This window comes from Pseudomonas abyssi, assembly GCF_002307495.1.
GTDB lineage: Bacteria > Pseudomonadota > Gammaproteobacteria > Pseudomonadales > Pseudomonadaceae > Halopseudomonas > Halopseudomonas abyssi.
This window is the reverse complement of record NZ_NTMR01000019.1, coordinates 41,274-64,908: the sequence shown is the minus strand read 5'-3', so window position 1 is coordinate 64,908 and position 23,635 is coordinate 41,274. Positions and strand designations below refer to the sequence as shown.

Annotated in this window: 17 protein-coding genes; 13 read left to right on the top strand and 4 right to left on the bottom strand. The window is 61.3% G+C overall.

Annotated features, from left to right (window positions below; genetic code table 11):
• Positions 1 to 60: 60 nt before the first annotated feature.
• The 13 genes from CNQ84_RS14410 (at position 61) to CNQ84_RS14350 (ending at position 19,723) form a co-directional block, all read left to right on the top strand.
• Positions 61 to 3,816: a nitrate reductase subunit alpha gene (locus CNQ84_RS14410; protein ID WP_096005543.1), complete on the top strand. Its 3,756-nt coding sequence runs from the start codon at positions 61 to 63 to the stop codon at positions 3,814 to 3,816.
• Positions 3,817 to 3,827: 11 nt separating this feature from the next.
• Entirely contained in the window at positions 3,828 to 5,366 is a 1,539-nt protein-coding gene (gene narH, locus CNQ84_RS14405) for a nitrate reductase subunit beta (RefSeq protein WP_096005542.1), read from the top strand.
• Between the two features lie 2 nt (positions 5,367 to 5,368).
• Entirely contained in the window at positions 5,369 to 6,124 is a 756-nt protein-coding gene (gene narJ, locus CNQ84_RS14400; RefSeq protein ID WP_096005541.1) for a nitrate reductase molybdenum cofactor assembly chaperone, read from the top strand.
• Positions 6,117 to 6,812, top strand: coding sequence for a respiratory nitrate reductase subunit gamma (gene narI / locus CNQ84_RS14395; protein WP_096005540.1), 696 nt, complete (start codon positions 6,117 to 6,119; stop codon positions 6,810 to 6,812). Before narJ ends, narI begins: the two co-directional genes overlap by 8 nt.
• 47 nt (positions 6,813 to 6,859) lie before the next feature.
• Entirely contained in the window at positions 6,860 to 7,813 is a 954-nt protein-coding gene (locus CNQ84_RS14390) for a peptidylprolyl isomerase (protein WP_096005539.1), read from the top strand.
• 26 nt (positions 7,814 to 7,839) lie between these two features.
• On the top strand, positions 7,840 to 8,829 hold the full coding sequence (gene moaA, locus CNQ84_RS14385) for a GTP 3',8-cyclase MoaA (protein WP_096005538.1): 990 nt from the start codon (positions 7,840 to 7,842) through the stop codon (positions 8,827 to 8,829).
• Between the two features lie 816 nt (positions 8,830 to 9,645).
• The gene (locus CNQ84_RS14380; RefSeq protein ID WP_096005537.1) at positions 9,646 to 11,670 is read left to right on the top strand and encodes a ribonucleoside triphosphate reductase; all 2,025 of its coding nucleotides are present in this window, start codon (positions 9,646 to 9,648) and stop codon (positions 11,668 to 11,670) included.
• Positions 11,671 to 11,702: 32 nt separating this feature from the next.
• The gene (gene nrdD, locus CNQ84_RS20935; RefSeq protein ID WP_096005536.1) at positions 11,703 to 11,852 is read left to right on the top strand and encodes an anaerobic ribonucleoside-triphosphate reductase; all 150 of its coding nucleotides are present in this window, start codon (positions 11,703 to 11,705) and stop codon (positions 11,850 to 11,852) included.
• Between the two features lie 190 nt (positions 11,853 to 12,042).
• The gene (locus tag CNQ84_RS14370) at positions 12,043 to 12,762 is read left to right on the top strand and encodes an anaerobic ribonucleoside-triphosphate reductase activating protein (protein ID WP_096005535.1); all 720 of its coding nucleotides are present in this window, start codon (positions 12,043 to 12,045) and stop codon (positions 12,760 to 12,762) included.
• A gap of 151 nt (positions 12,763 to 12,913) precedes the next feature.
• Entirely contained in the window at positions 12,914 to 16,057 is a 3,144-nt protein-coding gene (locus CNQ84_RS14365; protein WP_096005534.1) for a TonB-dependent receptor domain-containing protein, read from the top strand.
• A 62-nt stretch (positions 16,058 to 16,119) separates the two neighbouring features.
• The gene (locus tag CNQ84_RS14360; RefSeq protein ID WP_133065907.1) at positions 16,120 to 17,079 is read left to right on the top strand and encodes a Slam-dependent surface lipoprotein; all 960 of its coding nucleotides are present in this window, start codon (positions 16,120 to 16,122) and stop codon (positions 17,077 to 17,079) included.
• Between the two features lie 153 nt (positions 17,080 to 17,232).
• Complete coding sequence (locus CNQ84_RS14355) at positions 17,233 to 18,711, top strand: surface lipoprotein assembly modifier (protein WP_165771301.1); 1,479 nt, start codon at positions 17,233 to 17,235, stop codon at positions 18,709 to 18,711.
• 235 nt (positions 18,712 to 18,946) lie between these two features.
• The gene (locus CNQ84_RS14350) at positions 18,947 to 19,723 is read left to right on the top strand and encodes a Crp/Fnr family transcriptional regulator (RefSeq protein WP_096005531.1); all 777 of its coding nucleotides are present in this window, start codon (positions 18,947 to 18,949) and stop codon (positions 19,721 to 19,723) included.
• A gap of 9 nt (positions 19,724 to 19,732) precedes the next feature.
• Here CNQ84_RS14350 and CNQ84_RS14345 read toward each other — a convergent pair whose 3' ends face one another.
• The 4 genes from CNQ84_RS14345 to CNQ84_RS14330 are packed head-to-tail and all read right to left on the bottom strand — an operon-like array spanning position 19,733 to position 23,582.
• Positions 19,733 to 20,980: an NnrS family protein gene (locus CNQ84_RS14345; RefSeq protein WP_096005530.1), complete on the bottom strand. Its 1,248-nt coding sequence runs from the start codon at positions 20,978 to 20,980 to the stop codon at positions 19,733 to 19,735.
• Positions 20,977 to 21,771 carry an ABC transporter ATP-binding protein gene (locus tag CNQ84_RS14340; protein WP_096005529.1) on the bottom strand — a complete coding sequence of 265 codons (795 nt, stop codon included), beginning with the start codon at positions 21,769 to 21,771 and terminating at the stop codon, positions 20,977 to 20,979. Before CNQ84_RS14340 ends, CNQ84_RS14345 begins: the two co-directional genes overlap by 4 nt.
• A complete protein-coding gene (locus CNQ84_RS14335; protein ID WP_096005528.1) occupies positions 21,768 to 22,574 on the bottom strand; it encodes an ABC transporter permease in 807 nt (268 codons plus the stop codon). Before CNQ84_RS14335 ends, CNQ84_RS14340 begins: the two co-directional genes overlap by 4 nt.
• Positions 22,575 to 23,582, bottom strand: coding sequence for an ABC transporter substrate-binding protein (locus CNQ84_RS14330; RefSeq protein WP_112220871.1), 1,008 nt, complete (start codon positions 23,580 to 23,582; stop codon positions 22,575 to 22,577).
• Positions 23,583 to 23,635: the final 53 nt, after the last annotated feature.

The following is a 23,635-nucleotide window of genomic DNA, read 5'->3' as shown; positions in this document are numbered from 1 at the left end:
GTCGCACCCATGAATTGAGGGCGCGGTCACCGGCTGCGTCCAGCCTGAGAGGAAAACACTATGAGCCATATACTCGACCAGCTGCGTTTCTTCAATCGCAAGCAAGGTGAGTTCGCCGACGGTCATGGCGAGACCCGCAAGGAGTCACGTGACTGGGAGAATGTCTACCGCGCACGGTGGCAGTACGACAAGATCGTACGCTCCACCCACGGGGTGAATTGCACCGGGTCTTGCTCCTGGAAGATTTACGTGAAGAACGGCCTGATTACCTGGGAGACCCAGCAGACCGACTACCCGCGTACCCGCAACGATTTGCCCAACCACGAGCCGCGTGGCTGCCCGCGGGGTGCCAGCTACAGTTGGTACATCTACAGCGCCAATCGGCTCAAGTACCCCAAGGTTCGCAAGCCGTTGCTCAAACTGTGGCGTGAAGCACGCCAGAACCTGGCGCCAGTGGACGCCTGGGCCAGCATCGTCAGCGACCCGGCCAAGGCGCAAAGCTACAAGAGCAAGCGTGGCCTGGGTGGCTTTGTGCGCTCCAGCTGGCAGGAAGTCAACGAGATCATCGCTGCGGCCAACGTCTACACCGTCAAGCAGTTTGGTCCGGACCGGGTGGTTGGTTTCTCGCCCATTCCCGCCATGTCGATGGTCAGTTACGCCGCCGGTGCTCGTTACCTGTCGCTGATCGGTGGCGTGTGCTTGAGTTTTTATGACTGGTACTGCGATCTGCCGCCGGCCTCACCGCAAGTATGGGGTGAGCAGACCGACGTGCCGGAGTCCGCCGACTGGTACAACTCCAATTACATTATTGCCTGGGGCTCCAACGTGCCGCAGACCCGCACCCCGGATGCGCACTTCTTTACCGAAGTGCGTTACAAGGGCACCAAGACCGTTGCCGTTACGCCTGACTACGCCGAGGTTGCCAAGCTCACCGACCTGTGGCTCAACCCCAAGCAGGGCACCGACGCGGCCTTGGCACAGGCCTTTGCCCACGTGATCTTCAAGGAGTTTCACCTGGAGCAGCCAAGCGTCTATTTCACCGACTACGCCAAGCGCTATACCGACCTGCCGATGCTGGTGCTGCTCAACGAGAAAGATGGCAGCTACCGTGCCGACCGTTTTCTACGGGCCAGTGATCTGACCGGCAACCTCGGTCAGGACAACAACCCCGAGTGGAAAACCATTGCAGTGGATGCTGATGGTGAGCTGGTGTCGCCGCAGGGCGCCATCGGCTATCGCTGGGGCGAGAAAGGTAAGTGGAACATTGAGGCGAAAGAAGGCGGCGCCGGTCGTGAAGTCGATCTCAAGCTCAGCCTGATTGACACTGGTGACAGTGCAGAGGTGGCTTTCCCCTACTTTGGTGGTCAGACCCACGAGTACTTCACCGCCGTTGAGGGTGATGACATTCAACTGCGTCGCGTGCCGGTGCGCAGTATTGCTCTGGCCGACGGCAGTGCTGCCAAGGTAGCCAGCGTGTTCGATCTGATGGCTGCCAATCTGGCTATTGATCGCGGCCTGGGCGGTCAGAACGTGGCGTCCAGCTACGACGATGCCCGTACCCCTGGCACGCCGGCCTGGCAAGAGCAGATCACCGGTGTGGCCCGTGAGAAAGCCATTCAGGTGGCGCGCGAGTTCGCCACCAATGCTGACAAGACCCATGGCCGTTCCATGATCATTGTCGGCGCGGCGATGAACCACTGGTACCACATGGACATGAATTACCGTGGCCTGATCAACATGCTGATGCTCTGCGGCTGCGTTGGTCAGACCGGCGGCGGCTGGGCGCATTATGTGGGGCAGGAGAAGCTGCGCCCGCAGTGCGGCTGGTTGCCGTTGGCCTTTGGTCTGGACTGGAGCCGGCCGCCCCGTCAGATGAATGGCACCAGCTTCTTCTACAACCACAGCTCGCAGTGGCGCCACGAGAAAATGAGCATCCACGAGGTGCTGTCGCCGCTGGCTGACAAATCGCAGTTCCCCGAGCACATGCTCGACTACAACATCCGTGCTGAGCGTGCCGGCTGGCTGCCGAGTGCGCCCCAGCTCAATCGCAATCCGCTGCAGGTAACGCGCGATGCCGAGGCGGCAGGCATGTCGCCGGTCGATTACGTACTCAAGTCGCTACAAGATGGCAGCCTGCGCTTTGCCTGCGAGCAGCCGGACAATCCGGACAACTTCCCGCGCAACATGTTTATCTGGCGCTCCAACCTGCTGGGCAGCTCCGGCAAGGGGCACGAGTACATGCTCAAGTACTTGCTGGGCACCAAGAACGGCGTGCTCAACGAAGATCTGGGCAAGCGCGGCGGCTTCAAGCCGACCGAGGCCGACTGGGTAGACGAGGGGGCCATCGGCAAGCTGGATCTGGTCACCACGCTGGACTTCCGCATGTCGTCGACCTGTGTGTACTCCGACATCGTGCTGCCGACTGCGACCTGGTACGAGAAGGACGACATGAATACCTCGGACATGCACCCCTTCATCCACCCGCTGTCGGCGGCTATCGATCCTGCCTGGGAGGCGCGGTCGGACTGGGAGATATACAAGGGCATTGCCAAGGCGTTCTCCGCCATGGCTGAAGGGCAACTGGGGGTTGAGCAGGACCTGGTCACCTTACCACTGTTGCACGACTCCCCCGGTGAACTGGCTCAGCCGTTTGGCGGCACTGACTGGAAAACCGCCGGCGAGGCTCCACAACCGGGCAAGAACTGCCCGAATATGATGGTGGTTGAGCGTGATTACCCCAGCATCTACAAGAAATTCACCTCCCTTGGCCCGCTGCTGGACAAGCTCGGCAACGGCGGCAAGGGCATCAACTGGAATACCCAGCACGAGGTGGATTTCCTTGGCGAGCTGAACTATCGCGTGCGCGACGAGGGGGTCAGTGAGGGCCGGCCGAAGATCGAAAGCGCGATCGACGCCGCAGAGGTGATTCTGTCGCTGGCACCGGAAACCAATGGCCATGTTGCCGTCAAGGCCTGGGCGGCGCTGTCGGAGTTTACCGGCCGCGACCACAGCCATCTGGCACTGCCCAAGCAACATGAGGCCATCCGCTTCCGTGATATTCAGGCGCAGCCGCGCAAGATCATCTCCAGCCCGACCTGGTCCGGCCTGGAAGACGAAAAGGTCAGCTACAACGCGGGCTACACCAATGTGCACGAGCTGATCCCGTGGCGCACTATCACGGGCCGTCAGCAGTTCTACCAGGATCACCCCTGGATGCTGGCCTTTGGTGAAGGCATGCAAAGCTATCGACCGCCGGTCAACACCCGCTCCACCGGCTACGTGAAGGGCAAAATGTCCAATGGCAACCCGGAGATTTGCCTGAACTGGATTACTCCGCATCAGAAATGGGGCATCCACAGTACCTACACCGACAATCTGATCATGCTCACCCTCAGCCGCGGCGGGCCGATTGTCTGGCTCTCCGAGATCGATGCTCGAAAAGTCGGTATCGAAGACAACGACTGGGTTGAGTGCTTCAACGCCAACGGCGCACTGACCGCTCGTGCGGTTGTTAGCCAGCGCGTCAAGGAGGGCATGATCATGATGTATCACGCCCAGGAGCGCATTGTGAACGTGCCTGGCTCGGAAGCGACCAAGACCCGTGGCGGGCACCACAACTCGGTTACCCGGGTGGTGCTCAAGCCTACCCACATGATCGGTGGTTATGCCCAGTTGGCTTACGGCTTCAACTATTACGGCACGGTCGGCTGCAACCGCGATGAATTCGTTGTGGTGCGCAAGATGAACAAGGTGGACTGGCTTGACGGCCCCAACGGCGATGACCTGCCGCGTCCCCTGCCGACTGATATTGAGTGAGGAGAGCTGACATGAAAATTCGTTCACAAGTCGGCATGGTACTGAATCTGGACAAATGTATCGGCTGCCATACCTGCTCGGTTACCTGCAAAAACGTCTGGACCAGCCGTGAAGGCATGGAGTACGCCTGGTTCAACAACGTCGAAACCAAACCCGGGATCGGCTATCCGAAAGAATGGGAAAACCAGGACAAGTGGAAGGGCGGCTGGGTGCGTAACCGCGACGGCTCGATCAACCCGAAGATCGGTGGCAAGTTTCGCGTACTGGCCAACATCTTTTCCAACCCGGATCTGCCGAGCATCGACGACTACTACGAGCCGTTTGATTTCGATTACCAGCATCTGCACACCGCGCCCATTTCCGAGCATCAGCCGGTAGCACGGCCGCGTTCGGTGATCTCAGGGAAGCGCATGGAGAAGATCGAGTGGGGGCCCAACTGGGAGGAAATTCTCGGTACCGAGTTTGCTAAGCGGCGCAAGGACAAGAACTTCGACCAGATCCAGGCAGACATCTACGGTGAGTACGAAAACACCTTCATGATGTACCTGCCGCGGCTGTGTGAGCACTGCCTCAATCCGGCCTGTGCTGCGTCCTGCCCGAGCGGTGCCATCTACAAGCGTGAAGAAGATGGCATCGTGCTGATTGATCAGGAGAAGTGTCGGGGCTGGCGCATGTGCATCAGTGGTTGCCCGTACAAGAAGATCTACTTTAACTGGAAGAGCGGCAAATCCGAGAAATGCATCTTCTGCTATCCGCGCATCGAGGCGGGCATGCCGACTGTGTGTTCGGAAACCTGCGTCGGGCGTATCCGGTATTTGGGCGTGTTGCTCTACGACGCCGACCGTATCCAGGAAGTGGCTAGCGCGCCGAGCGAGCAGGACCTGTACCAGAAGCAGCTGGAGATTTTCCTCGATCCCAATGATCCCGAGGTGATTGCCCAGGCGCTGAGCGATGGCGTGCCGATGTCGGTGATCGAGGCGGCCCAGCAGTCGCCGGTCTACAAGCTAGCGGTGGACTGGCAGCTGGCGCTACCGCTGCACCCTGAGTACCGCACCCTGCCGATGGTCTGGTATGTCCCGCCGCTGTCGCCGATCCAGAACGCGGCCAGCAATGGCAGCGTCAGCATGGACGGTGTACTGCCCGATGTCGACAGCCTGCGTATTCCGCTGCGCTACCTTGCCAACCTGCTGACTGCCGGTGACGAGAAGCCGGTCAAGCTGGCGCTCAAGCGGCTGCTGGCGATGCGTGCCTACAAGCGCGCCGAACAGCTCGACGGCGTACAGGACATGCAGGTGCTGGAAAGCGTTGGTCTGACTCGCGCCCAAGTAGAAGACATGTACCGCTATCTGGCGATCGCCAACTATGAAGACCGCTACGTCATTCCGACGGCGCACCGTGAAGAAGCCATGAGCGATGCCTTTGCTGAGCGTTCTGGATGCGGCTTCAGCTTTGGCAGTGGCTGCAGCGGTGCCTCGGATACCAACATGTTTGGCGCCAAGAAGGCCAACCGCCGTGACGTGCTGAAAACCGTCCAGTTGTGGGAGGACTGAAAATGCAGATTCTCAAGGTGATTTCTTTGCTGATGGACTATCCGGATGCGCGCCTGCAGCAGGGGCGTGAGGAGCTGACCGACGCCATCAGCCGGGCCCGTGAAATCAGCCCTGCGCAGCGTGCCGCGCTACGCGACCTGCTGGAGCACCTGGTCAGCGGCGACATCATGGATGTACAGGAAACCTACACCGGACTGTTCGACCGCGGACGCGCCTTGTCATTGCTGCTGTTTGAGCATGTACACGGCGAATCCCGCGACCGCGGCCAGGCCATGGTTGACCTGATGGCGCAGTACGAGGCGGCAGGCTTTGCCATCGGTGTGCGCGAGTTGCCTGACTACATCCCATTGTATCTGGAGTACCTGGCCAGCCTGGATGACCTGGACGCACGCGAAGGCCTGGCCGACGTGGCGCACCTGCTGGCCCTGCTGGCGGCCCGTCTGGAAGACCGCGAAAGCCGCTACGCTGCCTGTTTTCGTGCGTTGCTGCAGATTGCCGGCGAGCAGCCGGCAACAGCGGTCGACGAACTACGCGAGCAGGTCGCCGGTGAGGTTCGCGACGACAGTCTGGAAGCGCTGGACCGGGTCTGGGAAGAAGAGGCCGTAGACTTCCTGCAGGCTGAACAGCAAGACCGCTGTCCCAGCCAGACGACTCAGCCAGGCAAACCCCGCGAGGAAGTGCCAGTGCCGCTGCACTGGACCGACTTCAACCAGCAACAGCCGGACGCCATGCCGGCCCGTGAGGTGCACAATGGGTAATCTCAACTTTCTTGCGTTTGGGGTATATCCCTATGTCGCCCTGGCGATCTGTCTGATCGGCAGTTGGGCACGCTTTGACCTGTCTCAGTACAGCTGGAAAGCAGGGTCCAGCCAACTATTCAACCGTACGCCGGCCGAGCAGCGTTACATGCGTATCGCCAGCAACCTGTTCCACGTTGGCGTGCTGTTCGTGTTGGCCGGGCACTTTGTCGGTCTGCTGACGCCTGAGGCGCTTTACCACCACGTTATCAGCACCGAGGCCAAGCAACTGCTGGCGATGGTGTCCGGTGGCCTATTTGGTGTGCTTTGCCTGATCGGGCTGCTGATGTTGATCAAACGTCGTCTGACCGATGCCCGTGTTCGGGCTAACTCCAGTACCTCGGACATCATGATCCTGTTCGTCCTGCTGGCTCAGTTGCTGCTTGGTCTCGGCACCATTGTTGCTTCGACGCACCATATGGATGGTTCGGTCATGGTCATGCTGGCCAACTGGGCCCAGTACACGGTCACTCTGCAGCCAGAACTGGCCGCCGCCAGCATCGCGCCGGTCGGCTGGGTTTACAAGCTGCATGTGTTCCTTGGTCTGACCCTGTTTGTGTTATTCCCCTTTACTCGCCTTGTGCACTTTGTCAGTGCGCCGGTGTGGTATCTGGGCCGGCGTTATCAGATTGTCCGGCAAAAAGGCTAAACCGCAGTGGGACGGGTGCCTCGCACCCGCCCCCCAGGAGGTGTGTGATGGGATGTGGATGTGGTGGGAACGGTGATGGCGGCTGCGGCGGCGACGCCAAGGCAGATAACCCCAACCAGGCGCCCGGTGTGCAGGAAATCGTGCCGGACCCGGTGCTGCTTGAAGCGCTGGCCGAAGCTGATGTCGAGACGTCGGCGGAGCTGATTGCCAGTAGCGAGCAGGAATGGCCGCGTATCAAGGTCAACGGCGTCGGCATTGCCCAGGAAGATATCGCCCGGGAGCTGCAGTATCACCCGGCATCAACTCGTCAGGAGGCGGTTTTTCTCGCCAGTCAGGCGCTGGTCTTGCGTGAGCTGCTGCGCCAGCGCGCCAATGCACTGAATATCAACGTCAAGGCCATGGACGGGGAAAGCGAAGAAGAAGCCGTGACGCGGGTGCTGATTGAACGAGAGGTGGTCATGCCGAGCGCCGATCAGGCAACCTGCCGCCAGTACTTTGAGAATAATCGGCAGCGTTTCGCCAGCGCACCGCTGCTGGCCGCGCGACACATCTTGCTCGGGTGTCCGGCCGATGACGCCGAAGAGCGCAGCCGTCAGCGCGAGGTGGCGGAGCAGTTGATCGCGCAGTTGCAGGACAATCCGGCACGTTTTGCCGAGCTGGCCATGGGCCGCTCAGATTGCCCATCGAAGGCGCAGAACGGCAGCCTCGGCCAGATCAGTCAGGGGCAAACCGTGCCCGAGTTCGAACGCCAGCTGTTTCGCCTGCAGCCCGGCCTTGCTCCGCAGCCACTGGAAAGTCGCTATGGCTTTCACGTGGTATTTGTCGATCAGCGTATCGAGGGGCAGTTACTGCCGTTTGAAGCCGTACACAAGGGCATCCAGGCTGAGCTAGACCAGCGTGTCTGGCAGGTCGCGGTGGCGCAGTATCTGAAAAACCTGGTGGGTGAGGCGCAGATTCAGGGCATTGCTCTTGATGGCGCTGACGGCCCGCTGATGCAGTAACCGGCGTACGCGCCTGAGGAGAAGTCATGAACAGCCTGCTGCACGATGGCGTAGGGCGGAGTATTGACTACCTGCGTCTGTCAGTCACCGATCGCTGTGATTTCCGCTGCGTCTATTGTATGGCTGAGGACATGAGCTTTCTGCCCCGCCAACAGGTCCTGACGCTGGAAGAGCTGGAGCGTATTGCGCGGATCTTCGTGGCTCAGGGCGTGCGCAAGATTCGCCTGACCGGTGGCGAGCCTCTGGTGCGGCCCGGTGTGGTTGGCCTGTGCGAGCGTATTGCCGCGTTGCCCGGCCTGCGCGAACTGGTGATGACAACCAATGGGTCGCAGCTCGGCAAACTGGCGCAGCCTCTTGCCGACGCCGGGGTCAAACGACTGAATATCAGCCTCGATAGCTTGCAGGCGGAGCGCTTTGCCGCCATCACCCGCAGCGGTCGCTTGGGCCAAGTGCTCGCGGGTATCGACGCGGCGCGCGAGGCGGGCTTTGAACGGCTGAAGCTAAACGTGGTGGTGATGCACGGGCGCAACGCCGACGAGGTGCCCGCGCTGGTCGACTTCGCTTTGGGCCGCGGGCTGGACATCAGCTTTATCGAGGAGATGCCGCTGGGGCAGGTGGGGCGCGAACGTGGGGAAAGCTACTGCTCCAGCGAGTGGGTGCGCCAGCGTATCGCCGAGCACTATTCGCTCATCGACAGCGCTGAGCACAGCGGTGGTCCGGCGCGCTACGTGCGCGTGCAGGGCCATGCGCACAGCCGCATTGGATTTATTTCGCCCCACAGCCACAACTTCTGCGCCACCTGCAATCGCGTCCGCGTCACGGTTGAGGGGCGTTTGCTGCTCTGTCTGGGTCACGAGAACGCGATTGATCTGTGCAGCTTGCTGCGCCGTTACCCGCTGGCCGACCAGCCGGTGCTCGACGCCATTCATCAGGCGTTGCAGCACAAACCGTTGCGGCATGAGTTTACTGTGGGCGACGTGCAGGTCCTGCGCTTTATGAATGCAACCGGAGGCTGACGAGGCAACGCAAAACACTGAGCGTCGCGGATTTTGATTTAGGGCAAGGCAAGTGTTCCCGGCCCGGGGCGTCAATGGTATCGGCGTCACGCTGAACGTATGTGATGCTGCTTCAGGCAGGACCTGTGACCAGACAGACCCTCACGCTCTCCATTGGTCTGGCTCTCAGGCCTTCACCGCTCTGGTCTGCTCATGGGCCGAGCGGTTTTTTTTGCACGCAAAGCGGCTTGTGCTGCTGGACGGCTTCTGTGCGGGCGCGGCAGGCTGGACCACTGCGGTGGGGCGTCTGCTACGGGAGGGCCTAGTACAGATTTTTCTTGTAGTCCTCGCGCAACCCCCTTTGTTCAGCCCGACCGGGCGTACTGCGGCGCTGTCTTGCAGCAGCGCCAGCGGCAGCGACAAGTGCTGCTGGTCGGCTAACTGCAACAGACCCTAGCGTTGGGCGTGGCTGTCCAGCTGCTCTATCACCTTCAGGTCGCGCGCTGCAGCCCGTTTGCCGGCAACGGCCTGACCTGCTCGGGTGTGCTGGGTACGTCGCTCATGTCTCCGCCTGTGCAGTGCTGGGCACAACCGCCTCAGGGTGGATACCAGGCATCTAAAGCGCAATGCATTAATGTAAGTGATTCTTATTGTGCATGGGGCTGGCTCAGCCCTGACCCGCGCCGGTCTGGGCCGGCATGGTTGCCAAGCGGCTCCAAAAAACCTGCCGTCAATTGATCTCGATCAAGATGTCACCGCCATTTGTATCGGCAGAATGCGCCCATGTTGTGTTTGTGTTTTTGTTTTTCTACTACATGGTGTGTTACGGAGGCGTGAATGGATATGCGGACGCAGAGCTGGCCACGGTGGCTGAACAAGCGCGATGGCAGTCGGGTAGCCTTTGATTCAGGCAAGATCGAGCGGGCCATCGAACGTGCTGGTGCGGCCACCGGGGAGCTGGGCGTCGCACAGGCGCATATCCTCACCCGCGCGGTCATGCCGCTGTTGCCCGAAGGGCCGGAATTGACGGTGGAGCAGATTCAGGACTGTGTCGAGCGCGTGTTGATGGAGGCCGGTTACTACCCCACCGCTCGCGCCTATATTGTCTATCGCGAACGCCACGGACGGTTGCGGCGGGAGCGGCGCAGCCTGGTGGATGTGGCTGCCTCGATGAATGAGTATTTGCGCCGTGAAGACTGGCGTGTGCAGGCCAACGCCAATCAGGGCTATTCCCTTGGCGGCCTGATTCTCAATGTGTCAGGCAAGGTGGTTGCCAATTACTGGTTGGATGAGGTGTATAGCCCGGAAATTGGCGCGGCTCACCGCGAGGCCGATCTGCATATTCATGACCTCGACATGCTGGCCGGATACTGCGCCGGCTGGTCGCTCCGTACCTTGCTGCATGAAGGCTTCAACGGCGTGCCGGGGCGTATCGAAGCCGGCCCGCCGAAGCACCTGTCCAGCGCGCTCGGGCAGATGGTCAACTTTCTGGGTACGCTGCAGAACGAATGGGCCGGCGCGCAGGCGTTCAGCTCCTTTGATACCTATCTGGCCCCCTTTGTGCGTCAGGACGGCCTGAGCTACCCGCAGGTGCGTCAGCTATTGCAGGAGTTTATCTACAACCTGAATGTGCCCTCGCGCTGGGGCACCCAGACGCCGTTCACCAATCTGACCTTCGACTGGGTCTGTCCGCAGGATCTGCGTGAGCAGGTGCCGGTGATTGGTGGTGAGGAAATGCCCTTCTGCTATGGCGACCTGCAGCACGAGATGGACCTGATCAACCGCGCCTATATCGATGTGATGATGGCCGGCGATGCTCGGGGGCGGGTGTTCACCTTTCCGATTCCGACCTACAACATCACCCATGATTTCCCCTGGGACAGCGATAACGCCACACGGTTGTTCGAGATGACCGCGCGCTACGGGCTGCCATATTTCCAGAACTTCCTCAACTCCGACATGCAACCCAATCAGGTGCGCTCGATGTGCTGCCGCCTGCAACTGGACGTGCGCGAGCTGCTCAAGCGCGGCAACGGCCTGTTTGGCTCGGCAGAGCAGACCGGCTCGCTGGGGGTAGTGACCATCAACTGCGCGCGGCTGGGGCACGTGCACGCAGGTGATCTACCGGCGCTGCTGGCGCGGCTGGACCAGTTGCTGGATCTGGCCTTTGAGAGCCTGGAGGTCAAGCGCAAGGTCATTCAGCATCATATGGATGCCGGCCTGTATCCCTACACCAAGCGTTACCTGGGCACCCTGCGCAATCACTTTTCGACCATTGGCGTTAATGGCGTGCACGAGATGCTGCGCAACTTCACTGCCGATCGTGAGGGCATGCACACCGAGGCGGGCGCCGAGCTGGCCTTGCAGGTGCTGGACCATGTGCGCGCACGATTGGTCGACTACCAGGAGCGCAGCGGCCATCTCTACAACCTGGAGGCCACACCGGCAGAAGGCACCACCTACCGCTTTGCCAAGGAAGATCTAAAGCGTTATCCCGGTATCCTGCAGGCCGGCTGCGCCGACGCGCCCTACTACACCAACTCCTCGCAGCTGCCGGTAGGCTTTACCGATGACCCCTTCGAGGCGCTGTCGCTGCAAGACGCGGCCCAGTGCAAATACACCGGCGGCACCGTATTGCACCTGTACATGGGTGAGCGCATCTCCTCGGCGGCGGCCTGTCGACAGTTGGTGCGCGCCGCGCTGTCGCGCTTCCGCCTGCCGTACCTGACCGTTACCCCGACGTTCTCAATCTGCCCGGTCCATGGCTACCTGGCCGGCGAGCACGAATTCTGTCCGCGTTGTGACGAAGCGTTGCTGCAAAAACAGCAAGCCAGTACCTGTTGCGGCGCCTGCGGCGGATAAACCACCAGTCATACACAGCAAGGAGCAACACCATGAGTAAAAGCGCCACTCTGCCCACCGAGCAACGTCAGCGTTGCGAAGTCTGGACCCGCGTCATGGGTTACCACCGTCCGGTGTCAGCCTTCAACCCGGGCAAGCAGTCCGAGCATCGCGAACGGCAACATTTCAGCGAACCACGCTGACCTGCCGCCGCAACCGGCCTGTGTGCCGGTTGCGGCCCTCCTGTCGCCAGGCGTCGTCGCTTATCTGGCGCGCACTCAAGAAAAGCGCCGGGAATTGTTTTTGCCCTTCAGAGAGGCGCTGAACATCCTGAGCCTTTCGTTGTTTGATTGGCGCCTGCATGAAACGTCAAAAGACCCTATTGGAAAGTCCATGAAGCCCTGTTCTGGCCAGACCGCTGACAGCCTGCGTATCGGCGGCCTGCAACCCATGACCACCCTGGATTACCCCGACCACCTGTCCTGCGTGTTGTTTTGTCAGGGGTGTGCCTGGCAGTGCCGCTACTGCCACAATCCCGAGCTGATTGCCCCGCGCGGTGACGCACCGCATTCATGGCGCAGCGTGCTGGATTTTTTGCAGCAACGCCAGGGGTTGCTCGACGCTGTGGTCTTCAGCGGCGGCGAAGCCACCCTGCAACCCGGCCTGCCGCAGGCCATGCAAGCGGTGCGGGCGCTCGGCTTCAAGGTTGCGCTGCACAGCGCCGGCATTAAGCCAGCGGCGCTGGCGCGGGTACTGCCCTGGTGTGACTGGGTGGGGTTTGACGTCAAGGGGCTGCAAGAGCAGGTTGAACTGATCACCGGCACCCCGCGCAGCGGCCAGGCTAATTGGCAGAGCCTGCAACTGCTGCACGCCAGCGGCGTTGATTATGAGTGCCGCACCACCGTGCACTGGCAGCTGTTTGACTGCGACGCGCTGCTGCGCCTGGCACACCGACTGGCAGGGCAAGGCGTGCGTCGTTTTGCCGTCCAGTTGGCCCGCCCCGCGCGCATGCTGGACCCCTCCCTGGGGCCCAGCATCACGCCACCTGAAGCTGCCAGCCTCTGGCCGCAGCTGCACGCGCTGTTTGAGCGTTTCGAGCTGCGCCAAGCCTGAGCGCGTAGGCCCTCCGCCCGCAAAAAAATTCCCACATCTTGATAATTATCATGAGTGGATCGCTTTTTCTTGCAGATAATAATCATTCCTATTTGTATTGTGCCGGGCATGGGGCCTGGTGATTGGAAAGGGTTAGCAAGGGGAGCAAACAATGGAGTTCAAGCCAAACAAGCTGGCGCTGGTGGTCTCGGCGTTGTCGGTGCTCGGGACTTTTACCGCCCAGGCGCAGGAGCAGGCCGCGGCTACGGCCAGCGCAGAAGATGTCGTCGAACTTCAGCCCATCAATATCGAGGGCAAGACTGACCTGGATGCCCAGGCCCAGGATGAGGTCTACACCGAGAACGTCACCAGCGTCTATCAGAGCCGCGAAGAGCTCCAGCGCTTTCAGACCGCCAACCCCGGTGATGTGTTCAAGGGCATGAACGGGGTGTACAGCATGGATACCCGCAGCAGTCAGGCCATCACCCCGAACATCCGCGGCATCAGCGGCGAAGGGCGGGTGCCGCTGACCATCGATGGTACTGAGCAATCCACCAACGTCTGGCTGCATATGTTTGGTGCGGGCAATCGCAACTATGTTGATCCCGCGTTGTTTCGCAGTATCGAGGTAGAGAAAGGCCCTTCACTCAGCCGAGGTATCCGCAGTGGCGTGGGCGGTGCGGTGAATATTCGCACCATTGAGCCGGGCGACATTATTCCCGATGGGGATAGCTGGGGTATCGAAGCCAACCTGCGCGGCTCGGGTAACACCAGCAAGCCCCGGTTTGATGCGAACTCCATGTATGGGCAGGATTGGCGCAACGTCCCTGGTGCAACCGTGGCAGGTGATGGCCTGACGGTTCACGTGCCGGTGCCGCAGGCGCGCAGCAGGGGGGATGGCGAGCTATTCAATCTGGATGATCACGCGCAGATGCTGGCCATCGCCGGTCGCCATGAGTTTGTGGACATTCTGCTGTCACGCAGCGAGCGCACCACCGGCAACTACTACGCCGGCAAACATGGCGCCGACCGCTACGCCGGCCACGATGTGTGGGACGACACCAGTACCGACCGTTACATCCCCAACCTGACCAAGCTCTACTCCGCCGGCAGCGAGGTGTTTAACACCGCCAGCGAAACCGACACGACCTTGTTCAAGAACAACTGGTACCTGCCCCATGAGCAGCGCTTGGGCCTGCAGTTTATGCGCACCGATATGCTGTTTGGTGAAACAACGCCGGGAGCGTCAGTGCTGGCCTGGGGCTATCTGGAGGCGGCTGACAGAAGCAACCCTGATCGTGACAGGTCAGATGACCGCTGGGTATATGAAACACCACGCTCGGAACAGCGTCTCGACAACTACAAATTGAGCTATGACATCAAGCCGGCTGACTCAGACTGGTTGAATCTGGAGGCCAGTCTGTGGCGCACGGAACTGGAAGGTACGCGCTATCAGACCGGCGCGTCCCCCTACGCCGTTGACGTGGATCAGGCCACCCAGCAACAGCTTAGGATGTGGAGCCTGCTCATGGAGCATGGTTATCTCCCGCCAGGGACGCCCGCACCGGAGCACAATGGCACCATTTACTCCAACGGCCGGCAATGGACCAGCCATGATCGTACCGGGCTTGATCTGAGCAACCAGATGCAGCTCACCGACACCCTGCAACTGACCTTTGGCGGTAGCTACCAAAAGGAAAAGCTGGATGACCGTGTAGAGCAAAGCCTGACCACCACCAACGGACTGGCACCCGATGGCTCCCAGCTCAGTGTCGGCACCGATTTGCTGGGCCCGCGTTCTGGCGAGCGCGAGGAATACTCGGCCATGTTCAACTTCGCCTGGCAGCCAAGGCCCTGGCTGACGTTGACTGCTGGCACCCGTTATCTGCACTACACCGGAAAGGATACCGGTACGGCCAAGCGCCGACGCCAGCAGGCGGCATTCTATGCTGCGCAGCGACGCCGGGTCGGCCTAGAGCTGAAATATGGCGAGCTGTTGAATGCCTCGGAGCTGGAGACCTATCACGACCTGGACGAAGCGTTTAAGCAAGCACTGTCAGTTCTTACTCCAGAAGATTATATAAATGCAGCTAACGGAGTGGTCTCCCCTGAGTATGCGGCGTCTACCGCTGCACAAAACGCTCGTGCAGAGTTTTTGGGAGAACTGGGCATTAGTCGCGGTGTTGGAACAAGTGCGCTTTACTGGAACAGGGTGGTAGTCCTGCCCGTGGTGGATGGCAAGGCCGACTCCTCGCAAAACCCCTTTGCCAACGGCGAGCTCAATGTCAGCGAGATGGTGGATGACCCGGGTAACCCGGGCACCATGGTTGCCAGGGTAGTCGCTACTAATAATGACTTTGATGGTACCGAAATATATGAGCAGCTGGACACCGGCCAGGCCTGGGAAATGCCCGAGGAGCAGTCCGGCGATGCCTTCAGCCCGGTTTTAAGCGCCACCGCCAGAATCACCCCTTATGGCACTGCCTTTCTGCGTTTTGCCCAGACCACCCGCTTTCCGAGTATCCAGGAGCTGACCTCCAGCGCCATCGTGGACGGTGCCGGCACTCTGGGTAATCTGGCCGTGAACGGTGCCAGCAAGCCGGAGCGCAGCACTAACTGGGAGGTGGGCTACAGCCACGATCTGACGCAGTTCTTCCCCGGTCTGGCCCTGGCTGATGCCCGGCTCAGTTACTACAACACCGAGATCAAGGACTTTATTGATCGCGGCTATCTTTACGACGTTATCCAGTTTGATCGCAAGAAAACCAGCGGTCTTGAGCTGCAGTCGCGATTCGATAGTGGCCGCCACTTCGGCAGCCTGGGGGCAACCTACCGTCTGAAGCAGCAGCTGTGCGACAAGGACTACGCCTCCAGCATGGACCCTTTCTATAACCGAATTCCCGAGTGTATGACCGGCGGCTTCCCCGGTACCTACAGCGGTAACAGCTTGCAGCCCGAATACTCGGTTGATTTGGGCCTGGGTACCCGTCTGCTCAATGATCGCCTGGAGCTGGGGGTGCGCAGCGTGTACCACGCCGGTGCCAGCAACGACGACCTTGATGACCTGCTGGCCTCTGAGGCCGGGCCGGATGGTTACCAGGCGCACGACGTGTGGTTCAGAGGGGGGCTGGATACCTTTCTGTGGCGCTCTGTATGGCTGCACGATCTGTACGCCAACTTTGAAGTAAACCGCCAGTTGAGCCTGAACCTCGGCGTTACCAACATCACCGATGAATATTATCTGGACCCCATGTCCAAGAACCTGCTGCCGGGCCCGGGCCGTACCCTGACGGCGGGGCTGCGAGTGAATTTCTAACTTTTTTGCTGGTTTTTCGTAAAAAACCAGTCGTTGTCAAACGTAATCAAGGGGATAGAGAAATGAAAAAATCAACATTGGCATTGACCGTAATGGCGCTGCTTGGGAGCGGTGCAGTCGTGGCCGCGCCAGCTGGCGGTACCTCCAACAGCTCAGGGGTGGATGTGGGCGCTTCCAACCACTTTATGTTCGGTGGCGGCAACTCCGGCCTGAAACTCAATGGCAGTGCAATGGGCTATATCGATATTGCCGGTGGGCCGGTCAATGGCTCCAACGCGGCCATCAGTGCGCGTGGTGATGGCACCATTATGACGCCGTCTGATCTGGGGCTATTCGGCTCAAGCAAGATTGCCCAGGTCTGGAATGACACCGCCTCTGTCAGTGGCGGTAGCGACACCGCGAACGTTGCCATTAACAGCGTGCGGCAGATTACCCCGCCGTTCTTTGCGCCGCAGTTTGGCGGGCTGGTTATTGGGCAGGTTGGGGCCACTAGCTCCGGCTCGCCGGCTGACCCGGTAGTGCCGCTCTCTGTGGGCAGCGGTGTGTATTTTGGCGAGTGGGCCCCGGCAGTGGCCAGCCCGGTGGATGACAGTACCGACCTGAATATGAGCAGCGCCAACCGTACCGTCTGGTACGTGGGTGATAATGCGGTCACCAGTACGCCGAATATGGTTAATGCCCAGTACAATGTGGTGGGGATTCGCCAGACCGGCGAGGGTACCAACCTGCCGACCGCGCATGAGCTGTACACCGGCACACTGACGGCCAATTATGGCCCGGGTACCAACACGCTGACCGGCTCGATTGATCGTGGCCTGGAGACAGTGAGCTTTGACAGCGTTGCTATCAACTCTACCGGGGGCTTCACTGGTAGCGGTAGTGACGCCGTCGGCACTGGCTCTATTGACGGCCACTTCTACAACGGCGCCCATGAGCTGGCGGGTATCTACACCACCACCAATGCGTCTGATGGCGTCGCCTTTGGCGGTAGCCACAACGGCAGCGGCACCATCACACCCTGAGGTTTGACCACTCTCCACTGGCGGCCACCAGTGAAGAGCGTCAAACAGGGCGATGCCGGATGAGTCTCGTTCGGTATCGCTTGGGAGTGCTACCTGTGGAGGCCGGTTCGCCGGTCTCCATTCTAAATTGCCATCATGCTGAGTGAAACCCCTATGCCTTGCTGTTTCATCGCCGTTGCGCTGATGCTGCTGGCCTGCCTTGCCGTGCCTGCGGTACAGGCCGATGACGATGACACGCGTTTTTTGCAGGATCAGACGCGCCGCAGCATCGAGCAGCAAGCCCAGGCCGAAGAGGCGCTGGCGCCGCCGCCGGGCACCCTGATGTACGAGGGGCGCCGCTATCAGGTGCCCACCGCACTGGAGCCGCTTACGCTGGCTATCTATGTGGCCATCAATACCAACCAATGGACCCAACTGCCGGACTTTATTGCCCGGTATCGCCAGTTGGCCGGGCACCGGCCTGCGCTGGTGGCCATGGCCGAGAGCCTGTTGGCGCGCTTTCAGGGCGACTACCTGCGGGCGCTGCAGCGCATGGAGCAGGCCAGTGCGCTGGAACCGCAGGACGCGCGAATTCTGCTGGAACTGGCCCGCCTGTGGTTTGAGGATTATCAAGAGCAGCGCGCCCTGGCCGGGTTTGACCGGGCGCTAGCCGCCGGCCTGCCGCCGCAGGCTGAGTTACTGGTGCAGCAATACCAGCAGGCCATTGACCTGCGCACGGGCTGGCACGGCAGCGCGGCTCTGGGCTGGGGTTATAACGACAACATCAACCAGGCCAACGGCTACCATCGCTGCCTTAGCGCCTTTGCTGGTATCTGCCTGTTTGAGCGCCGCATGCCTGAGCCCATCAGCTCGCAGATGATGAACTACGAGCTGTCGTTGCAGCGGCGCTTCAATCTGGGCGGCAACCACAACCTGCAACTACGCCCGCTCAGCTATGGCAATTACTACCCCCAGACCAACCCCAATGCCAGCGCCAGGCTGCAGGACTACAGCAGCAACCTGGCCATCCTGCAGGCGGGTTATCAGTACCTGGATGCGGGCAATAGCCTGACTCTGACGCCCTACCTGGAGCACTCCTACCGCAACCGCGCCAGCGAGTACCTGGCGCACGGGCTGCAGGCCGAGTGGCGTCACAGTCTGGGCCGCCGTTGGCAACTGGGCACCAGCCTGGATGCCAAGCGCTATGAATACAGCAGTCGGGGGCAACTGCTGGGCGCTGATTACGAGCAGTTCCAGTGGGGGCTGTTTGCTTCTTATTCTCCCAACACGCTGACCAGCCTGTACGGCGGGCTAAACCTGACGCGCAAACGCTACCCGTCAGACCAGGCCAGCAGCCAGGACTGGGCGCTGCGCGCCGGGGTGTACAAGGGCTTTGCCGGTAGCGCCGGGCTGTTTGTCAATGCGCTGGGTATTTACCGGCAAAGCCGTAACGAGGCCTATGACTTATTTCTTGGCGAGCGCCGCCAGGATCGCCAGCAGGTGTACATCCTCAGCGCCGGTGCTCGCGGCTGGCAGCTGGCCGGCATGACCCCGGAACTGCGGCTGCGCCACAGCATCAATCGCAGCAACCTGGAATGGGCATTTGGTTACCACCAGACCGAGGTCAGCCTGATGTTGCGCCGCCGCTTTTGATGTTCCTTCTGGCGTGGCGCTTGCGGCGTTGGTGGGGCGACATGCCATGCTCCTGCGGCTGGTGCGGTGTCTCTCCTGATGGGGATGGTGTGGTTTTAGCTGCAAATGACAAATGTCAACTTCACATCAGGTGAAATAGGAGTAGTATTGCGAACTTGATAACTATTCTCATTTGTTGGCATGAAAGGTGGCAGTTGTGTCCGGGTGGCGGGCGGTTGCTGCCGAAGGGGGCATCATGAGATCAGCCACACTGGCGCAGTTGCTGGCCCACACACCCCTGTTTACCAAGGTGCCGCGCGCAAGTATCGAGGCGCTGGCGGAGGGTGCTTCGCGCTTGCGTCTGGGCAACGGGCAACACTTGTTTCATATGGGCGATCGCGCCGAAAGTTTCTTCCTGGTGCAAAGCGGCTCTGTGGTGCTGTATCGCCCTAGCTACACCGGCGAGGCCAAGGTGTTCCGCAATATGGAAGCGGGCGACTTGCTGGCTGAGACGGTGATGTTTGTCGACCCCTGTCGCTATCCTCTGTCGGCGCGCGCAGGCAGCGAGGCCAGTGTTTTTCGTCTGCCTCGCTCGCGGCTGCTGACCCTGTGTCGGGAATCGCCAGATTTCAGTCAGGCTATGCTGGAAGGGATGGCGGTGCGTATTGTGCAGTCAATCAATCGGGTTGACCTCTTGACCATCGGCAATGCCGCCCAGCGCCTGGTGGCTTATCTGATGGACCTCTATACTCAGCAGCGCAGCGCCTGGCTCACCTTGCCGGCCAGCCACAGCGTGCTGGCGCGTCAGCTGAACATTACCCCGGAAACCTTTTCGCGCCAGATGGGCGTATTTCGTCGTTCGGGCTTTGTTGGGGGGCGCAACACCGAGGTGGTGTTGCTGGATATCGATGGCCTGTGCGCCGCCGTGGGTCTGCCGCCAGCAGCGCCGCTGGAGTGCGCTGCGGCGGCGGACAGCCTGGGCAGCAGCTTGTTTGACTGTTGCAACTATGGGCGCCAGAGCCTGGGTAAGTAGGTCGGGAAGTTAACACCCGCCCTCCCGCGCGTTATGTTCCAGCGGTGCTGCGCAACCGGTTTTGCCGTCAGCGCGTGGGGCGATCAGGCCACCACGAGCGGCCACCAGATACGCGACAAAACACCCAGCCCAGACGAGCCCGGCTGCACTGAACAGGGCTCTGATCGGCAGGCCGGGCACGCCGGCCAGGGCGCGCAACACCGCGGCGATGATCAGGCCTAGGGCACATAGCGGCAGCCAGGGCCGCCGGTCCAGCCATAGCCCGGCATGAATCCGACCAACCACCGCCATCACAGCGAGGATGCTCAGGGCGGCGGCGCCACTGGTCAGCAGGTGCCGGCCGGCGGAGGTGGTCAACGGAGCGCCCAGCCAGCTGGCGCCCATGGCCGCATAGCCTAGGGCGATCAGCCAGTAGCCTGCATATAGCAACAGCGCCCAGCGGGTGAACAGCGCCCGGCCTATATGCCAGTCGTTGAGTACGTTCAGCATGGCGGCAGCAGCAGCCAGGGCAGTCCAGCCAGTAATCGAGTTATGGCCCAGCCAGAGTTCAACGGCGCTGCATAGGCCTATGCAGAACAGCGCCAAATAGCTACGCGGCGGGCGGGGCAGGTAGCTGTTGATGGGCGGTGGCGCACCGGGGCGGCCTTCCTCGATCAGACCGTTGACCAGATTGACTGAGATACGGCGGGTGGCGATGACAATCAGCATCATCAGCACGCCACTGGCGGCGCGCAGCCAGGCCATCGGGTCGCCTCCCAGGCTGTTGGCAAGCAGGCTGGCGAGCTGCAGCAGGGCGAGGCTGGCCACCACCCAGGCAAAGCTCAGATGCATGCGCCCGGCGTGCTGCCATAGGCGGGGTAGCAGGTGCCAGAGTAGCAACAGCCAGAACAGCAGGTTGACTAATGCTACCGGCAGCAGAGCCAGGCTGGCGGGCCAGAATGGGCTGAGCAGGTAAAGCACACGGGCCAGCAACCAGAGCAGCGCCAGACGCACCAGCACCGTGCGGGGCAGGTTGGCGGTCTCGGTAAACTCCGGTACGGCTGTCAGCAAAAAACCGGCAATCGCCGCGCCAGCAAAACCGAACAGCAGCTCATGCACATGCCAGAGCACCATGCCACCCGGCGGCTGCCAGTTGATCCAACCGTTCAGTAAGGTCAGCCAGAACAGCATCAGGCAACAGGCGCTGGCGGCGCTAAGCAGAAAAAATGGTCGGTAACCACACTGCAGCAGCGCCTCAAGGCGAGCCTGCCAGCTCATACTTTGCACCCCGTGTGGGTGGCGCCGTGATCGTGACTCTCGGCGATGGCCAGGGTGCCGGCCTGCAGCCCAAAGGCAATACGCACTTCGGTGTTTTCCATCAATTGGCCAGTGGTTTGGTGAATCCAGGCTTCGCTGCGCTCTGCCTGCGGCAGGGTCAGTTCAAACTCGCGCACCACGCGGCCGGGCTCTGGAGCCATGAGCAGGATACGGTCGGCCAGGCGCACCGCCTCCATCAGGTCGTGGGTAATCAGCAGCACGGCGCAGCCGCGCTGGGCGATCTGCTCGCGTAGCAGGGCGTAAAGCTCCAGCTTGAGGCCCACATCCAATGCAGAAAAGGGTTCGTCGAGCAGCAGCAGGTCAGGGGACACCGCCAGCGCGCGGCCGAGCGAGATGCGGCTTTGCATACCACCGGAAAGCTGGTGTGGGTATTTGTCCAGGTCGTCCAGGGCGAGCCCCAGCCGCTGGCCCAGGCTGTCGGCCTGGCGCTGGCGGGCGGGCTTGGGTACGCCAAGTGCTTTGAGCCCCAGCGCGAGGTTGTCGCGGGCGGTCAGCCAGGGCATCAGGTTGGGTTGCTGGAACATGTAGCCGAGCCCGCGAAAGTCGTTCTGCATGACCATGCGACTGGGCTCAAGCAGGCCAGCAACGGCTTGCAGCAGAGTGCTTTTGCCGCAGCCCGAAGGGCCGACCAGGGCCAGGCTCTGGCCGGCAAACAGGTCAAAGCCAACATCGTGCAGGACTTCCTGTAGGCCAAAGCGGTGATGCAGGTGGCGAACGTGCAGGGCATTCATTGTTCGGTCTCCAGGCGCCAGCGTTCAACCCGTCGCTTGAGTGGCTCCAGCAGCAGATACTCGGCGGCCAGCAGCAGTGCCAGTACAGCGACCACCCAGGCCAGGGAGCTGGCGGTGTCGAGCTGACTGCGTGATACCGCCAACGCCGCGCCCACGCCATCGGTGGTGCTCAGTAGCTCGGCCATCACCACCACTTTCCAGGAGGTGCCGAGCGCGGTAATCCAGGCAGGAATCAGATAAGACATGACATGCGGCAGATACAGGTCGGTCAGTTGCATGCGCCAGGGCAGGCGGTAGGCTTGGGCCACCCGGCGTAGCTGGTTGTCTAGCGTGCGTGCGCCCTGCATGGCGCCGGCAAAGACAATCGGGAAGCAGGCGATGAAGACGGTGAATACCGGGGTGGTGTCGCCCATGCCAAACCACAGCATGGCCAGCACCAGCCAGGCGATGGGCGGCATGCCCAGCAGCAGGGTAATCAGCGGGCGGGACAGCATGGCGGCGGTCAGTGAGCGGCCGGCCAATAGGCCCAGCGCGCTGCCGATCAGCAGTGATGCGCCCAGCCCCTGCAGGGTACGACGGGTGGAGATGATCAGCTCCGGTTGCGCCAGGCCGCTGTCCAGCATGTGCCATAACTGCGCCAGGGTGGCCTGTGGGCCGGGCAGTACCAGCGGGCCGTTGAGCTGGGCGCCCCATTCCCACAGGGCGCAGAACAGCAGCAGGCTGGCGATGGCGCCCCAGCCGCTCCAGAGGTAGGTGAGGATGGCAGCCAATGCGGACTGCACGCGATACCAGGGGCCTTTCATCTAGTGCGCTGCCGCTGACCCGCCGTAAAAGGCGTCTGTCGGCAGTTGGCCACCTACCGAGGCGCTCTGGCGTTCCAACAGCAACTGGAAGAAGGCTTCCAATTCAGGGCGAGCGGCCTGGGCGCTAGCGTAGTGGCGTGGTTGTACAGCCAGGGCATCGGCTACCGCTTCGGGGCTGAGCAGCCTGATGCGCTGGGCCACGCGCCGGCCACATACCTGCGGCTGCTCATAGCAGCGCTCGGCGGCGGCGCGGTAGGCCTGTTCTACCTGCTGCACCAGTGCAGGGTTGTCGCGGCTGGCGCCCAGTACGGCGATACCGGCCTGCGGAATGCGCGGCTCAGTGTCCATCAGCTCGCCCCACAGGGCTTGCAAGTTGACGCTGCGGTGCAGCTCAGGGGCAACCACCGATACCGGGAAGGAGCCGCTCTTGCGCAACACCAGCGCTACCGCCGGGTCGGCCAGCAGGGCATGATCAATGCGGCGGGTCAGCAGCAGGGCCACGGCGTCCAGCGGGGTACTGGTGTAGCGCAGTTGGAAATCCTTGCTCGGTTCCAAGCCCTCTTTCTCGGCCAGTAGGCCAAACACGATATCCGGCATGTCGGCGCGGAAGGGAATAGCAATTTCCTCTCCTTTGAAGTCGGCCAGCCGGGTGCGGCCCGGCTCGCGGGACACCATCCACAATGCACCCCAGGTCGAGACGTTCAGCAATTGCAAGGGAACGCCGCGGTTGTACAGGTTGGCGGCGACATTGGTGGGCACGGCGACAAAATCGACCTCGCCCTGCAGCACCAGCGCGCGCAGCTGGTCCGGGTTAGTCCATTGGATAAACTCCACCTCCTGCGCCAGCTCGTCGAGGGCGCCGCTATCGAGCATCTCAATCAGCGGATAGGACACTGACGCCGGCGGGCCGGCAAACACCAGACGTTGCATCTGGGGATCGGCCTGGCTCAGGGTGGTCTTGCCGCATAGCAGCATGGCCAGCAGCACAGAGATCAGAAAATGAGGCATGCACCCTCCAGCGCAGTCAATCGGTCGGGGCCTTAGCATAATGATGGCTTGCT

What these genes read in the sequence shown, in the direction of transcription:
- CNQ84_RS14370 (WP_096005535.1), top strand. Translation starts at nt 12,043, where the DNA reads ATGAAGCCCTGTTCTGGCCAGACCGCTGACAGCCTGCGTATCGGCGGC.
- narH (WP_096005542.1), top strand. Translation starts at nt 3,828, where the DNA reads ATGAAAATTCGTTCACAAGTCGGCATGGTACTGAATCTGGACAAATGT.
- narJ (WP_096005541.1), top strand. Translation starts at nt 5,369, where the DNA reads ATGCAGATTCTCAAGGTGATTTCTTTGCTGATGGACTATCCGGATGCG.
- CNQ84_RS14335 (WP_096005528.1), bottom strand. Translation starts at nt 22,574, where the DNA reads ATGAAAGGCCCCTGGTATCGCGTGCAGTCCGCATTGGCTGCCATCCTC.
- CNQ84_RS14410 (WP_096005543.1), top strand. Translation starts at nt 61, where the DNA reads ATGAGCCATATACTCGACCAGCTGCGTTTCTTCAATCGCAAGCAAGGT.
- nrdD (WP_096005536.1), top strand. Translation starts at nt 11,703, where the DNA reads ATGAGTAAAAGCGCCACTCTGCCCACCGAGCAACGTCAGCGTTGCGAA.
- CNQ84_RS14390 (WP_096005539.1), top strand. Translation starts at nt 6,860, where the DNA reads ATGGGATGTGGATGTGGTGGGAACGGTGATGGCGGCTGCGGCGGCGAC.
- CNQ84_RS14355 (WP_165771301.1), top strand. Translation starts at nt 17,233, where the DNA reads ATGCCTTGCTGTTTCATCGCCGTTGCGCTGATGCTGCTGGCCTGCCTT.
- CNQ84_RS14340 (WP_096005529.1), bottom strand. Translation starts at nt 21,771, where the DNA reads ATGAATGCCCTGCACGTTCGCCACCTGCATCACCGCTTTGGCCTACAG.
- CNQ84_RS14345 (WP_096005530.1), bottom strand. Translation starts at nt 20,980, where the DNA reads ATGAGCTGGCAGGCTCGCCTTGAGGCGCTGCTGCAGTGTGGTTACCGA.
- CNQ84_RS14360 (WP_133065907.1), top strand. Translation starts at nt 16,120, where the DNA reads ATGAAAAAATCAACATTGGCATTGACCGTAATGGCGCTGCTTGGGAGC.
- CNQ84_RS14380 (WP_096005537.1), top strand. Translation starts at nt 9,646, where the DNA reads ATGGATATGCGGACGCAGAGCTGGCCACGGTGGCTGAACAAGCGCGAT.
- CNQ84_RS14330 (WP_112220871.1), bottom strand. Translation starts at nt 23,582, where the DNA reads ATGCCTCATTTTCTGATCTCTGTGCTGCTGGCCATGCTGCTATGCGGC.
- CNQ84_RS14365 (WP_096005534.1), top strand. Translation starts at nt 12,914, where the DNA reads ATGGAGTTCAAGCCAAACAAGCTGGCGCTGGTGGTCTCGGCGTTGTCG.
- narI (WP_096005540.1), top strand. Translation starts at nt 6,117, where the DNA reads ATGGGTAATCTCAACTTTCTTGCGTTTGGGGTATATCCCTATGTCGCC.
- CNQ84_RS14350 (WP_096005531.1), top strand. Translation starts at nt 18,947, where the DNA reads ATGAGATCAGCCACACTGGCGCAGTTGCTGGCCCACACACCCCTGTTT.
- moaA (WP_096005538.1), top strand. Translation starts at nt 7,840, where the DNA reads ATGAACAGCCTGCTGCACGATGGCGTAGGGCGGAGTATTGACTACCTG.